The 14,853-nt window shown below is 75.8% G+C and carries 10 protein-coding genes; 6 read left to right on the forward strand and 4 right to left on the reverse strand.

Annotated features, from left to right (window positions below; translation table 11 throughout):
- Positions 1–27: 27 nt before the first annotated feature.
- A complete protein-coding gene (locus ACFPCY_RS08385) occupies positions 28–228 on the forward strand; it encodes a DUF3040 domain-containing protein (RefSeq protein WP_378253070.1) in 201 nt (66 codons plus the stop codon).
- 668 nt (positions 229–896) lie between these two features.
- Positions 897–1,694 (forward strand): ATP-binding protein, encoded by a 798-nt coding sequence (locus ACFPCY_RS08390; protein WP_378253071.1) that lies wholly within the window; start codon positions 897–899, stop codon positions 1,692–1,694.
- 18 nt (positions 1,695–1,712) lie between these two features.
- Here ACFPCY_RS08390 and ACFPCY_RS08395 read toward each other — a convergent pair whose 3' ends face one another.
- Both ACFPCY_RS08395 and ACFPCY_RS08400 read right to left on the reverse strand, forming a co-directional pair.
- A complete protein-coding gene (locus ACFPCY_RS08395) occupies positions 1,713–2,942 on the reverse strand; it encodes a helix-turn-helix transcriptional regulator (protein ID WP_378253072.1) in 1,230 nt (409 codons plus the stop codon).
- 375 nt (positions 2,943–3,317) lie between these two features.
- Positions 3,318–7,043 carry a hypothetical protein gene (locus ACFPCY_RS08400; RefSeq protein WP_378253073.1) on the reverse strand — a complete coding sequence of 1,242 codons (3,726 nt, stop codon included), beginning with the start codon at positions 7,041–7,043 and terminating at the stop codon, positions 3,318–3,320.
- 109 nt (positions 7,044–7,152) lie between these two features.
- Here ACFPCY_RS08400 and ACFPCY_RS08405 point away from each other — a divergent pair, with 109 nt between their 5' ends.
- Positions 7,153–8,163, forward strand: a complete 1,011-nt coding sequence (locus ACFPCY_RS08405; protein WP_378253074.1) for an EamA family transporter — start codon at positions 7,153–7,155, stop codon at positions 8,161–8,163.
- A gap of 153 nt (positions 8,164–8,316) precedes the next feature.
- Here the strand turns inward: ACFPCY_RS08405 and ACFPCY_RS08410 are convergent, their stop codons facing one another.
- Together ACFPCY_RS08410 and ACFPCY_RS08415 are read right to left on the reverse strand one after the other, a co-directional pair.
- A complete protein-coding gene (locus ACFPCY_RS08410) occupies positions 8,317–9,120 on the reverse strand; it encodes an ABC transporter permease (protein ID WP_378253075.1) in 804 nt (267 codons plus the stop codon).
- Between the two features lie 263 nt (positions 9,121–9,383).
- Complete coding sequence (locus ACFPCY_RS08415) at positions 9,384–10,352, reverse strand: ATP-binding cassette domain-containing protein (protein ID WP_378253076.1); 969 nt, start codon at positions 10,350–10,352, stop codon at positions 9,384–9,386.
- A 121-nt stretch (positions 10,353–10,473) separates the two neighbouring features.
- Here ACFPCY_RS08415 and ACFPCY_RS08420 point away from each other — a divergent pair, with 121 nt between their 5' ends.
- The 3 genes from ACFPCY_RS08420 to ACFPCY_RS08430 all read left to right on the forward strand — a co-directional run bounded on the left by ACFPCY_RS08420 (position 10,474) and on the right by ACFPCY_RS08430 (position 14,806).
- Entirely contained in the window at positions 10,474–11,301 is an 828-nt protein-coding gene (locus ACFPCY_RS08420; RefSeq protein WP_378253077.1) for a TetR/AcrR family transcriptional regulator, read from the forward strand.
- Between the two features lie 130 nt (positions 11,302–11,431).
- Complete coding sequence (locus tag ACFPCY_RS08425) at positions 11,432–12,703, forward strand: AI-2E family transporter (RefSeq protein WP_378253078.1); 1,272 nt, start codon at positions 11,432–11,434, stop codon at positions 12,701–12,703.
- A 153-nt stretch (positions 12,704–12,856) separates the two neighbouring features.
- The gene (locus ACFPCY_RS08430; protein WP_378253079.1) at positions 12,857–14,806 is read left to right on the forward strand and encodes a glycoside hydrolase family 3 protein; all 1,950 of its coding nucleotides are present in this window, start codon (positions 12,857–12,859) and stop codon (positions 14,804–14,806) included.
- Positions 14,807–14,853 lie beyond the last annotated feature (47 nt).

The following is a 14,853-nucleotide window of genomic DNA, read 5'->3' on the forward strand; positions in this document are numbered from 1 at the left end:
CCGAACCACCCCCCGGAGGTATGAAGCATGGCGCTGTCGACGGAGGAGCAGCGGATCCTCGCCGAGATCGAGACCCGGCTGGCCGAGAACGACCCCCGGCTGGCCCGACGCCTGACCGCACTCGGCGACGCGCCCCGCCGCCGCGTCCGCCTCATCGCCGCCGTGGTGATCGCCGCGGTCGGCGTGGTCACCGCGCTGGTCTCGGCGATCCTCACCGCCTTCTCCTGACCCGCACCCGGGGGAGCGCCCGCAGCCCCGCACGCCCCCTGCCACCTCACACCCGCACCCCGCAGCGCACCGGAAAGCACCGCGCACCGCAAAGCACCGCGCACCGCCAGGTACCCGCCCGGAGGGGACGGCCGACGCCACCCGGCCCGTCCCGGACGGGGCGCACGAAAAAGCCGCCGGGCTCGGACGGAAACGGTTCCGTCCGAGCCCGGCGGCTCTTCACGTCAAGGTCGGTGTGGCGGTCGCCTCACGGCGAAAGGCACAACGCGGCTCCAGCCGGACGGTATTCCGCGAAGGCGTTATTTTGAGCCCGGGGGACACAATCCACACCGACCGCACCCACTCTAACGGCTGCCGGGCCGTGCCTCCGCCCACCCGGCCGCGTGTCCCCGGTCACCTCACCCCGAAGTGACGGTTCCGTGCGGGCGTGCACCCGGCCCGCACGCGCCGCGTCAACCACACAGAGGCACGCTCCACGACGCGTCCGCCGCCCGCCCCGCACGGCCGGACGCGACACCGGCCACGACCGGCGCGGCCACGGCGACCTTCCGCCGCGGCCACAAACCGGCCACCGGCCGCCATCACCCCGGCCCGCCCGGGGAACAGGTCGAACGACACCGCCGACCGCGCCGCAACCACAGCGTCACCAGCACGAAGGAGTCGGGGAAGTGGGCACCAAAGGGCTCGGAATCGACCACGACCGCACCGAAGACCGGCACCACGCCGAAGACCCGGACGCCGACGGGGAACCGACCGGCGGACCCGACGGCGACCCGCCCGACGGCCCGCTCACCGCACCCTCCCCCACCCCCGCCGCCGCCACGGCCGCCACGGCCACGCCAGCGCCCCTCACACCGTCCGCCGTCCCTTCCGCCCCGCCGCTGACCGCCCCCGGACCCGCGCGGCTCACCGCACCGGCCACAACAACACCGGCCACAACTCCGGCCCCCGCACCAGCCGCCCGGCCGGTCACCGCACCGACCGCGGCACCGACCGCGGCACCGGTCACCGCATCGGCGGCCGTCCCGGCCGAGGAGTGGGTCCTCGCCGCCGACCCGCGCGCCGCCGCCCACGCCCGCACCCTCACCACCCGCACCCTGCGCGACTGGACGCGCCGCGGACACCTCGCCGCCGACCCCTGCGCCCTCGACGACGTCATCCTCATCGTCGACGAACTCATCACCAACGCCGTCGTCCACGGCCGCGGAACCGTCCGCCTGCGCCTCACCCTCGACGGCGCCCCCGCCACCCCCGTCCTGCTCGGCGAGATCACCGACGACCACCCCGGCCTGCCCGCGTCGGTGAGAGCCGGGCGGCCCGCCCCGCCGCCCGTCCTGGACTGGTCCGAGGACGGCCGCGGACTCCTCCTCGTCGACGCCCTCGCCACCGACTACGGCGCCTACGCGCGGCCCCCCGGCAAGACCGTCTGGTTCACCCGCTCCCTCGAACCGGCCACCCGGCCCTGAACCCGGCCTCCGGGCAGGTCAGGGACGAAGCGGACAGCGGTCCACGACCCACAGCTCCTCCTCGTCCCCCTCACCGCCCGGAGCCGGCGGAGGCTCCTCGGTCAACCGGTCCAGATGCCACTCGACGTGCGCGAGCGGCCCGCCCCACCCCGCCACCAGATCCGCCAGCGGACGCACCGGACCCGGCGCGCCGAACCGGCGCGGCTCCGGCGCCTCCCGCCGCCACACCGCGTCGTCGGCGTCGGCGATCCAGCGGGCCAGATCGTCCAGCACCTGCGACAGGTCCCGCGCGAGGTCGCCCAGCGACCGCACCGCCATCGCGTCCTGCACCATCGACTCCCACGCGTCGAACGACGCGACCCGCGCGAACCCCTCCGGATACTCCGGCGGGCTCCCCGCCTCCACCGGCGGCTCCCCGGTCACCGCCGACCGCACCGCCGCGACCTGCCAGCGCGTCCACTCCGCCAGATGCCCCAGCACCCCCCGCAACGCCGCCGCCCCACCCGCCGCCGGACGGCCGCCGGGCGGACGGGCGGCGGCGACCGCCTCCCGCAGGCGCGACCGGGTGAACTCCACCCGGTCCAGCGTCCACGCCCGGGCCCGCGCCGCGCCCGCCGCGTCCCGCGCCACCGGTCCCCGCGGCGCCGGCTCGGCGGGCGGACGCGGAACCGGCACCCGCAACGCCGCGAGCAGCGCGTCCAGATCCCGCACCCCCACACCCCGCGCCGACAGGTACGCCGCGCCGATCCGCTCCACCCGGAACAGCCGCGGCCCCTCCCGCGTCCGGCACCAGCCGACCAGGTACTCGGCGTACGGGGCGGTCACCAGCCCGTGCGCCTCCACGTCTCGCACCGTCCGCGCGCCCTGCTGGTCGGTGTAGACCAGCCGCACCACGCGCCGCGTCCGGACCGCCTCGGCGAGCGTGTCCCGCACCGGCCCCACCAGCGACGCCGCCTCGCTCAACGGCTCGCGCGGCGGCTCCGGCTCCAGCGCGTACCCGCGTCCGCGCTCATGCCGCACCGGCAGCCCGCCGTGCTCCAGCAACTCCATGTCCCGCCGGACGGTCCGGGCGCTCACCCCCAGCCGTCCCGCCAGCTCACCCGCCTCCAGCGCCCCGGGCGACGCCCTCCGCAGCTCGGTCACCAGCAGCAGCAGGCGGTCGACCCGATCGAGATCGGACGCGCGGTCCGCGTCGCCGGCGGCGGCGCGGCGGGGAAGCCCCTCGCGAACTCCTCGCTCGTCTCCCATCAGCCCATCGTGACCCCCGGCACCGACACTATGCCGCCCGGTAACCCCCATGTCCCGCCCCGGCCACCCTCACGCCCCGACCACGACTGCGGCGAAGCAGCCGACCTGGATCGTCTCGATGGTCCCTGACGGCTCCTGGGTCTGCAGCGGAGGCGAGCACGACGGTTCGCCCGTCGCCCCATCCGCTTACTAGGCGGCACCTGGCACGACGGCTCCAGCGGCCGACCGCTTCGGGCGCCGGGCAGCGAGCGCGGGGCGGGACAAGACGGGCGGGGCGGGCGCGGGGCAGGCGAGCGGGACGGGCGAGCGGGACGGGCGAGCGGGGCGGCCGGATTGTCACGGTGGTCGCGGCGGGCGCTCGGCGCGGGCGCGGTGTCAGGGGTTGGTCAGGGCGTCGGCCACTCCCTCGAAATCGGCCGCCGTGAGCGTCAGCGCACCGGAGTCGCTGATCGCCTGCGTCGCCGCCGCCCGGCCCAGATGGCGCGTCGCCGCGCGGTCCAGGTACGCCTCGACCAGCCGCGCGCCGCTCACCCGGCCGCGGCCCCGCATCGACGCCAGGTCGCGGCGCACCACCGGCCACGCGTCGTCGCCGACCCGCAGCCGCCGCTCCTCGGCGAGCAGCCGCAGCAGCGCCTCCCTCTCGCGCGGCTGCGACAGGTCCGGCAGCCGGACGGCACGAAGGTCGGTCACCAGCTCCGGCGCCGCCGCCGACAGCTCACCCACGCGCGCGGGCGCGCACGTCCCGACCAGCGCCGTGTCGCTCACACCCTCGAGCCGGGCGCGCGCCAGCGCCGCCGAGAAACCCGCACCGCGCGGCTCGTCCAGGACGAGCACGTCCAGACCGTCCAGGAGCAGGACGTGACCGGCGTGGCCGGCCAGCAGCTCCGCCAGCCCCTCGGGACCGTTCGCCGCGACCTCCTCCGCACGGACCGTCCGGACCTCGCCGCTTCCGGCCTCGACCTCCGCCAGCGCCCGCGCCGCCATCCGCGCCAGCCGCCGCTGCCCGCTCGACGGCTCGCCGATCAGCAGCAGCCCCGGCGCGGACGCGCTCGACACCTCCTGCCCGCGCAGCCGCTTGGCCCACTTGCCGCGCCGCCGCACCTCGGTCACCACGCGCTCGATGTCGTCCGCCCCGCACAGGAACCGGATCCCGTAAGCCTCGGCGATCTGCGGCCCGTGGGGCGGAGCGGGAGCCTGCGGCACCGGCGGGATCGGCTCCGACACCGGCGGCGGAGGCGGCGGCAGCACCGGCTGCGCCGGAGCGTCCGCGGTCGTCGCGTCCGAAGCCCACGCCGGTCCCGCGGACGGCGCGGGCGACGCGGCATCGGGCGCCCACCCGGCGCGTGGGGCGGACGGCTCCGGCGTCCACGCGCCGCCCGCGGGCTGACCCGCCCGCGGCGCGTCCGAAGCCCATGAACCGCCTGCGGACGACGGGGGAGACGACGCATCGCCCGGTGAGGACGCCGCGCCGGGCCTCGACGCGTCCGCCGTGGTCGCGTCGGCGGTCGTCGCGTCGGACGGACGTCCGCTGCCGGAACTCCCCTCCGCGCCCGGCGAGCGACGGGATCCCGGATCGAGCTGCGTCGCCTCGGGATCAGCCGAACGATCCAGCCAAGCCGGGCCCCCGCCAGCGGGCGGCGGGCCCGGCGGAGGAGCCGGGGGACCGGCGGGCGGCATCCGGTAGGACGGATCCGCCGTCGTCACACCCTGCTGAAAACCCTGACCCGAACCGCCTGTGCCGCCGTGCGGATCCGAGGGCCCCGCACCGAACCCGCCCGCGCCCTCGCCCTGCCCGGACGCGGAACCACCGCCCGAACCCGGCGCGGCAGGCGACGGCCCTCCACTGGGCGAAGCCCACCCGCCGCCGGCACCGGGCACACCGCCGGCTTCCGGATTCAGCACCGTGGGAGGCGCCCCGCCGGAAACTCCGCCCGACGCGCCTCCGCCCTCCGGCCCGCCGGCGGACGGCGCGGGAGCGAACGGCGGAACGCCGGGCCCGCCGGCACCGGAACCCGCGTTCTGACCAGCGCCGGGTCCGTGTCCCGGCCCGGAACCCGAACCCGGCCCACCGCCGGGCCCACCGCCTTGACCCGGCGGCGGCACGGGCGCGGAACCCGGACCGGAAGCAGCACCGACCGAGCCGGACGCGGCAGCGCCGGGCACCCCGCCCGGATGGCTCACGGGCCCGCCGCCTCCGGGTCCCCGAGGCCCCGGAACGGGCGGCGGCGGAAAACCGGCGTCCGCCCCCGAACCCGACGCCCCCGCCGCAGGCGACGCCGCGCCCGCCGACGAAGACCCGGCCGGAGGAGGGGCAACGTTCGGCCCCGCGCCGGACGCGCCCGGCGCCGGAGGCCCGGACGGCATGGCGGCAGGGCCCGCGTTGGGACCGGCGCCGGGCGCGCCCGGCGCCGGGGATGCGGACGGCATGGCCGGAGGAGCGCCGGGGTCCGGGTTCGCGCCGGGCGTGCCCGGCGGGGCGGAGCCGGGCGGGATGGGCGGAGGTGGGCCGCCCGCGACCGGGCCCGCCGGAGGATCGGGGGTGCCGGACGGCGACTGGGACGGCTCGCGTTGCGCGGCCAGGTGCGCGCGGGCGGCCTTGATGATGTCCCAGGCGCTCAGCTCGTCGGTGGACGGCGGGGTGTGCATCGCCGGGGACATCAGCTCCGCCGCGACGGCCTGCGGCAGCGCGAAACCCGTCGCGGGCGGGGTGACCTGCGCCAGCCGGCACCAGGTCAGGCCGAGGCTGTAGGTGGTGACCAGCAGCGAGGCGAGCGTGCCCGAGTCGCCGCGCAGGACGTCGGGCAGGCGGCCCTCGCGCGGCCACAACGCCCGCAGCGGATGCCCCGGATCGGCCAGCACCGCCTGGAGCGTGCGGGCGCTGTCGGGGTCGAGCCAGCGGTGCAGCGCGGGCAGGACGTTCGGCGCGGCCTGCAGGTCGGCGGCCAGGACGGCGACGCCCGCGCGGCGGACCGCGTCGTGGCGGCGGCCCGCCGCGGACGTTCCGGCGGTCATGCCGGGCGGGCCCGCGCCCTGCGTGGCTCCCGGCCCGCCGAGCAGGCCGCCCGCGCCGGGGAGCTCCTCGCCCGCCAGGTCGGCGACGATCTGCTGCAGGTCGTACAGGGTGAGGCGCAGGTGCTCGCCGGGCGCGGCGTCGCGCATCATCGGGATCGCGTGCTCGGCCGGGCAGCGCCGCCGCCACTCCGCCAGCACCGCCTGCTGCCCGTACCGGGCGGTCGCCAGGTCCTGCGGGACCAGGCGCAGCGACGCGGCCGTCACCGCGGCGAGGGCGTCGGCGCCGGGGCGGAACCGCTCGTCGCCCGCCAGGCCCGCCGCGACCTCGTACATCACGCGGGCGACGTGCGCGGCGCCCGCGCCGTCCCCCATCACCAGCCGGGAGGCGTAGTAGCCCGCGAGGGTGGAGAAGTCCGGCGGCATCATCCAGTGCAGCCGGTCGGCGGGCGTGGTCAGGAACGGGACGAACGACTCGATCAGCGGATGCTCGGTCAGCGCGACCGGCGCGCCCGCGCACCACAGCAGCGCGCCCCACGCCGCCGCGACCGTCGAGGGGGTGCCGGGCTGGAACATCGGGTCGTGCTGCTGGAACTGCGCCGGGTCGACCGCGAGCGCCGTGGTCAGCGCCTGCGAGATCCGCGCGACGACGGCGGTGTCGGGGACGGGCCCGAGGAAGCCCGCCGACACCATGCGCCCGGCGGCCAGGTCCGGGCCGGTCGGGAACAGCTGCGGCGGGACGGGCGGGTTGCCCGCGCCGCGCGGCGCGGGCATCGCGGCGTTGCGCGAGGCCGGGTCGGACGGCGGCGGGCAGGGATGCCAGGTGCCGTCCAGGCCGCACCGGTACCAGCGGCCCCACGCCCCGTACAGCCACCACTCGCCCGCGCCCCACAGCATCCGCGCGACGATCTGCTCGGCGCGCTGTTGCGGCGGCGCCGACGCCCACCAGGGTGAGGCGACCAGTTCCCGGACGTTGCCCTCCACGGCGGTGAAGAGGTCGGCCCGCTCGCCCGGCTGACCACCCGCCTGCCCGCCCGCTTGGGCGCCGCCGCCGTGCCCGCCCGGTCCGGTCCCCGCTGCCTGCCAGTTCACCCGGCGAATAGTAGTCCTCCGGCGACGGGCCGGGAGGAAGACGACCATCGACATGTAAGGAGTGATATGCCACTATGCTCCTGAAACCGGAGGGTGGGAGGGTACCGAAGTGGCACACCTCGACACCGGCGCGGGACGGACCCGCGCCGGCGGACTGGCATTGATCATCCTGTCGTCGGTCTGCTTCGGCGGATCCGGACCGTTCGGCAAGGCCCTCATCGAGGCCGGGCTCAGCCCCCTGCAGGCGGTGTGGGTACGCATCGCCGGCGCCGCGCTGGTCTTCACCGCCCTCGCCGCCACCGTGCGCGGACGCCGCGCCTGGACCACCGCCCGCGCCCACCTCGCCCCGCTCCTCGGCTACGGCGTCGGCGCCATCGCCGGATGCCAGGGCCTGTACTTCCTCGCCGCATCCCGCCTGCCCGTCGGCATCGCGATCCTCCTGGAGTTCTGCGGCCCGGTGCTGGTGCTGCTGTGGCTGCGGCTGGTGCGCCGCGTCCAGGTCCAGCGCACCGCCGCGCACGGCGTCGCCGTCGCCATGGTCGGCCTCGCGCTGGTCGTGCAGGTGTGGGACGGCCTGCGGCTGGACGCCCTCGGCCTGGCCGCCGGACTCGGCGCCGCCGCCTGCCAGGCCGCCTACTTCCTTCTGCTCGACCGCATGGGCGACGGCGCCGACCCCCTGGTCACCAACGCCGCCGGTGGCATCATCGCCGCCGTCGTCCTCACCCCGATCGCCCTGCCCTGGTCGGTGCCCTGGCACATCCTCGCCGGCCCCGTCCCGATCGCCGGGCACACCGCCCCCGGCTGGGCCCTGGTCGCCTGGATCATCGCGATCAGCACCGTCCTCGCCTACCTCACCGGCAACGCCGCCGTGCACCGCCTGTCCGCGCAGGTCGCCGGGGCCCTCTCCTACACCGAGGCCGTCGCCGCCACCCTCATCGCCTGGGTCGTCCTCGGCGAACACCTCAACCCCGTCCAGCTCCTCGGCGGCGCCGTCGTCCTCACCGGCGCCTACCTCGCCCAACGCTCCGTGACCACCACCTCCACCACGTCCGTGCCGCTGAGCGTGGCCGAACCGCTCCCCACACCCGAACTCCTCGACACCTCCAAGACCCCGCACTAGCACCGCCACCCCCGCCACCCCCGCAACCTCCGTCACCCCCGTCGGCCTCTGCTTCCGAGGAGACCGGAGGACGGCCCGCCCCGAGGAGACCGGAGAAGGAGCCCGCCCCGAGGAGGCGGGAGAAGGGGCCGTCCCCCGAAGACCGGGGGACGGTCAGGCGTTCTCCTTCCGGAAGCGGTGGGCGCCGAGCGCCACCGACACCACCACCAGCGCCGCGGTCACGGCCGCGCCCTCCAGCACGGACGGGGAGGAGAAGTCCCCGCGGAACGCCGCCCGCGCCGCGTCCACCACGTACCGGAACGGCGTGAACCGCGACACCGTGTCGAGCCACGCCGGGGCCATGCTCATCGGCAGGATGATCCCCGACAGCAGCATCAGCGGCAGCGTCACCGTCGACAGCAGCGGCGCGAACGAGTCCTCGACGCGGGTCGCCATCGCCAGCACGTACGACAGCGACGCGATGCTCAACGCCAGCGCCGCCACGAACACCACGCCCGTCGCGATGCCCCACAGCGGCGCCCGCAGCCCCAGCACCACACCCGCCGCCAGCAGCATCACCGCTTGGACGACCAGCAGCAGCGTGTCGCACAGCACCCGCCCGAGCAGCAGCGCCAGCCGGGACACCGGCGTCACCCGCAGGCGCTCCACCACTCCCGACCGCAGGTCGGCGATCAGCCCGAACCCGACGAACCCCGCGCCGAACAGCGCAAGCTGGACCAGGATGCCCGGCACGAACGCCCGCCAGGTGTTGCCGCCGCCCGCGCCCTGCACCCCGCCGACCCGGCTCAGCAGCGGCCCGAACAGCACCAGGTACAGCAGCGGCTGCGTCAACCCGAACACCACGCTCACCTTGTTGCGCAACCGCTGCCGCGCATACCGCAGAAAGATCAGCCGCGTGTCACGCACCGCACGCCCCAGCGCGAACCCCTCCGCCGCGAAGGCCGCACCACGACCCATCCCGCCGCGAACCTTCCCATCGCGACCACCACCGCGACCGCCGGCATCGCGACCGCCGGCATCGCGACCGCCGGCATCGCGACCGCCGGCATCGCGACCGCCGGCATCGTCCGCGCGCCCGCTGACGGCCGCCCGCCCGTCACGCTCACGCCCGTCACGCTCGGGCCCGCCGTCACGCTCACACCCGCCGCTGCTTCCGCCGCCGTCCTCGCCGGGTCCGGTGGCCGTCTCGGTTCCCTTCGTCGCCATGGTTCTCCTCGCCTTCACGCCGCGTCCCGCAGGGAGCGGCCCGTCACCGTCAGGAACACGTCGTCCAAGGTGGGCCGCGCCATCCGCAGCCCGGCCAGCTCCACGCCCGCCTCGTCCAGGGCGCGGATCAGGCCCATCAGCGTCCGCTCGCCGTCGTCGACGGTCAGCCGCAGCGAACCGTCCAGCACCGTCGCCTCACGCACCGCCGGATGATCGGCCAGCGCCGCGCGCGCCCTGCCCGCGACCTGCTCGGGCGGCACGCCGGACGCCGCCAGTTCGAGCGTGACCACGTCGCCGGAGACCCGCCGTTTCAGCTCGGCGGGGGAGCCCTCGGCGACGATCAGCCCCCGGTCGATGATCAGGATCCGGTCGCACAGCGCGTCGGCCTCGTCCAGGTAGTGCGTGGTCAGGAACACCGTGGTGCCGTCGCGGTCGCGCATGCGCCGGATGTGCTCCCACAGGTTGCCGCGGCTCTGCGGATCCAGGCCCGTGGTCGGCTCGTCGAGGAACACCAGCGGCGGACGGTGCACCAGCCCGAGCGCGACGTCCAGCCGGCGCCGCTGCCCGCCCGACATCGCCCCCGACGGACGCTCCAGCAGGCCCTTCCCGTCCAGCTCCAGCCGCCGCGCGAGCTCGGCGATCCGCCCCGCCGGATCGGCCACCCCGTACAGGCGCGCCTGGAGCTCCAGCTCCTCGCCCGCCGGCACGGACGGGTCGGTGCCGCCGCCCTGCGCCACGTATCCGATGTGCCGCCGCACCCCCGCCGGATCGGACCGCAGGTCACGCCCCGCGACCGTCGCCGACCCGGCGGTCGGCGCGAGCAGCGTGGTCAGCATCCGCAGCGTGGTGGTCTTGCCCGCGCCATTCGGGCCGAGGAACCCCACGATCTCCCCGGACGCGACCGACAGGTCCACCCCGCGCACGGCCTCCACGGCGCCGCGCCCGCCGCCGAACGTGCGGGCCAGCCCCCACGCCTCGATCATCCCAGCCTCCCACCGAGCGGAAGATCCACGCCGCGGCGGTCACCGCGACCCCGATAGAGTAACCCCAAATTTGCAGTCACACCAACTTTTCATCGACACCAGTTCGCCTAGAATCGGTCCCATGGGCAAGCAGACCGCGCCGGACGCCTCGCGAGACGACGCCGAACCCCGCCTCGGCCTGCGGGAACGCAAGAAGCTCGAGACCCGGCGGAAGATCTCCGACATCGCCACCGGGCTGTTCATGACGCGCGGATTCGAGAACGTCACCATCGCCGACGTCGCCCGCAACGCGGACGTGTCGGTCAACACGGTCTTCAACTACTTCCACACCAAGGAGGACCTGTTCTTCGACCGGCAGGACGAGATGATCCAGGAGGCCGCCGTCGCGTTCCGCGGCCGCCGTCCCGGCGAGTCCGCCGTCGCGTTCTACCGGCGCACCTTCCTCGAGGGCCTGAAGGAGGGCTCCTTCCGGACCGGCTTCCACGAGGGCGCCGAGGTCTGGGTCCGCACCGTCCGCGACAGCCCGGCGCTGACGGCCCGCCAGCGCGAGATCGGCCAACTCGCGCAGGACAACCTCGCCCGCATCCTCGCCGACGAGACCGGCGCCGACCCCGACGACATCACTCCCCGCGTCGTCGCCGCGATGATCAGCGCCGCGCAGTGGCACCTGGTCAACGAGATCACCGAGCGCAAGCTCGCCGGCGAGACCCTGGAGGAGATGCGCGACGGCGTCCACGCCGCCGCCGAACGCGTCTACGACCTCCTCGAGAACGGCATCGGCGACTACGCCGCCAAGCCCCGCCTCACCGCCCTCCCCGACGCGGCACCCGACGACACGGCCGACACAGCCAACGCGCCCGACGCGTCGCACGAGGCATCCGGCGAATCCGGTGAACCCGCCGCGTCCCTCGGCGACCGCATGAGCCGCACCGCCTCCGCCGAGGACTGACCGCCGCGCCGCAGCCTCACCCCACCGCCACGGTGCCGGGCGGTAAAGGGGTGCGAAGCGGGGGCAAAGGCTCGGCTTGCGCGTGCGGCGTCCCGGCGGACGGGCCCGGACGCGCCGTTAGCGTCGTCGCATGGCGCAGACCCCCGCCGCCGGAGCCGACGACGGCGGCTCCGCAGGCGACCCCACGGACAGCGCCGCACCGCCCCCGCACCCCGCGTCCGCTCCACCCACCCCAGCGGCCCAGAATCCCACGCCCGGCGCGCCTACCACCGCGGCCCCGGACGCCCGGCCGCAGTCCACGTCCGCCCCGGACGCGCGGCGGATGCCGCCGTGGCTGCCGCGCGCGTTCGTGCTCGCCGCCGCGACCGTGCTCGCGTTCGGCGCCGGCCTGTGGCTGCTGGAACGACTCCGCGGCCTGATCATCCTCCTGCTGATCTCGCTGTTCCTGGCGTTCGCGATCGAACCGGCCGTGAACCGGCTCGCCGACCGGGGCTGGCGGCGCGGCGTCGCCACCGGCGCGATGTTCCTGGTCCTCGCCGCGCTCGGCGCCGGGTTCGTCAGCGTCCTCGGCTCGCTGCTGCTGAACCAGACCACCACCCTGGTCCAGAGCGCGCCCCGGTACGCCGACCAGATCATCGACTGGGCGAACCACGCGTTCGGCGCGAAACTGTCCAAGCACACCCTGGTCAGCAAGATCCCCGTCGTCGGCGGCGAGCTGTCGAGGAACCTGTCGGCGCTGGCGGGCAACGTGTGGGGGATCGGCGCGACCGCGGCCGGCGTGCTGTTCCAGGGCCTCGGCGTGGTGCTGTTCACCTTCTACCTGTCCGCGGAGGGCCCCCAGTTCCGCCGGACGATCTGCTCCCTGCTCCCGCCCCACCGGCAACGGCAGGTGCTGCGCGCCTGGACGATCGCCATCGACAAGACCGGCGGCTACATCTACTCCCGCGCGCTGCTCGCCGCGGTCTCCGCCGTGTTCCACTACGCCGCGCTGACCCTGCTGGACGTCCCGTACGCGCTCACCCTCGCGCTGTGGGTCGGCGTCGTGTCCCAGTTCATCCCGACCGTCGGGACCTACCTCGCCGGGGCCGCGCCCGTCCTGATCGCCCTCACCCGCGCCCCCTCGACCGCGCTGTGGACGCTGCTGTTCATCGTCGCCTACCAGCAGTTCGAGAACTACGTGCTCCAGCCCCGCATCACCGCCCGCACCCTGGACATGCACCCCGCCGTCGCGTTCGGCGTCGTCCTCGCCGGGACGGCGATCATCGGACCGGTCGGGGCCGTCCTCGGCCTGCCCGTCGCCGCGAGCCTCCAGGCGTTCCTGGACGCCTACGTCCGCCGCTACGACGTCGAGGAACACCCCCTCACCAGCGCCCCGGCGCCCCACCGCGACCACCGCCCCTGACCGCCCCGAACGCATGACCGCCACCACGTGCGACCAGCCGTCACGCGCGACCGCAGCCCGCCTCGTCGAGTTCTGCCATGGACGGCCCGTCCCCGCACCGCTACCGTGCGGACCACACACAAGATCGTTCTCGGGGGCGGAAGGGAACGTTCCATGGCCGCACGCATGCCCCGACCCGGGCGCGCCCCGCACCTCCCGGCCCGAAACGAGGCCCGGGGCCAACGCCGAAGCCGGACGCGAAGCCGCGTCCGCCGCGGCCCCCGGCGGACGGCCCCGGTCACGGCCGCGCTGACCGCCGCCGTGCTCGCCGCCGCCCCGCTCGCCGTCGCCACGTCCGCCCGCGCCGACGCGCCCGCGCGCACGAGCGCCTCCCACGGACGCGACCCCCGCCTGATGCGGCTCATCGGCTCCATGACGCTGCGGCAGAAGGTCGCGCAGCTGTTCGTCGTGCAGATCTACGGCACGTCCGCCGACACCACCAACCCGGCGGACGTCGCCGCCAACCGCTCCCTCTACGGCGTGGACAACGCCGCGCAGCTCATCGCCCGCGACCAGCCCGGCGGCATCATCTACTACGGCAACAACGTCACCGACCCGCACCAGCTCGCCGCGTTCTCCAACGGCATCCAGCGCGCCGCCCGCGCCGCCGGGCACGGCATCCCCGCGACCGTCGCGATCGACCAGGAGGGCGGCATCGTCGCCCGCGTCGGTCCGCCCGCCACCCAGCAGCCCGGCGCGATGGCCCTGGCCGCCGGACGCCGCACCGCCGACGCGCGCGCCCTCGCCCGCATCACCGGCGCCGAACTGCGCGCCATCGGCGTCAACCAGGACTACGCGCCCGACGCCGACGTGAACGTCAACCCCGTCAACCCGGTCATCGGCGTCCGCTCCTTCGGCTCCGACCCCGCGCTGGTGTCCCGCATGGTCACCGCGCAGCTCGCCGGGTACCGCGCGGCGAACGTCACCGCGACGCCCAAGCACTTTCCCGGCCACGGCGACGCCGACACCGACAGCCACACCGGCGTCCCGGTGATCAAGCACACGCGTGCCCAGTGGGAGGCCGTGGACCTGCCGCCGTTCCGCGCCGCGATCGCCGCCGGCGCCGACTCGATCATGACCGGGCACCTGGTGGTGCCGTCCCTGGACCCCTCCGGCGACCCCGCCACGCTGTCCCGGCCGATCGTCACCGGCATCCTGCGCGACCGGCTGCACTACCGCGGCGTCGTCATCACCGACGCGCTCGACATGCAGGGCGTCCGGGACAAGTACGGCGACGACCGGGTGCCCGTCCTCGCCCTCGAGGCGGGCGTGGACACCCTGCTGAAGCCGCCCGCCGGGAAGTTCGCCACCCAGCTCGACGCCGTCGTCAACGCGGTGCGGAGCGGTGAGCTGACCGAGGACCGCATCGACCAGTCGGTCTACCGCGTCCTGGAGCTCAAGCAGCGCCGCGGCCTGTTCCGCGACCCCTTCGCCGACGAGTCGCGCGTGGACCGCGTCGTCGGGACGCCCCAGCACCTCGCCACCGCGCGCCGCGCGACCGACCGCACCACCACCCTGGTCAAGAACGACCCGCAGCCCGGCGGCGACCGCCTCCCGCTGCGCCCCGGCCCGCGCAGCGTCTACGTCACCGGCTGGGGGACGGCCACGACCGCGACCCTCGCCACCGAGATCGGACGGTACGGCGCGACCGCCGAGGCCCACGACACCGGCCTCAGCCCGAGCCCCGCGACGATCGCCGCGGCCGTCGCCGCCGCCCGCACCCACGACCTCACCGTCGTCACCACCAACAAGGCCTGGGACACCTCCACCGAACCCGGACACAACGGCCCCGGGCAGGCCGATCTCGTCAAGGCGCTGATCGCCACCGGCAAGCCCGTCGTCGTCCTGGCCGTCCGGGACGCCTACGACATCAACGCCTTCCCCGCGGCCCCCGCCTACCTGGCGACCTACTCCTACACCGCCGACGCGCTCCGCGCCGCCGCGGCGACCCTGTTCGGCGCGAACCGCCCGCAGGGACGACTCCCCGTCGACATCCCCGCCGCCGACCACCCCGACCGGATCCTCTACCCGTTCGGCCACGGCCTCGCCTACCCGCGCCACTGACACGAGCAAGCGCGACGAACAGCGAGACGAACGGCGGCACAAGCGAG

The sequence above is a fragment of the Actinomadura gamaensis genome, from assembly GCF_042652125.1.
Lineage (GTDB): Bacteria > Actinomycetota > Actinomycetes > Streptosporangiales > Streptosporangiaceae > Spirillospora > Spirillospora gamaensis.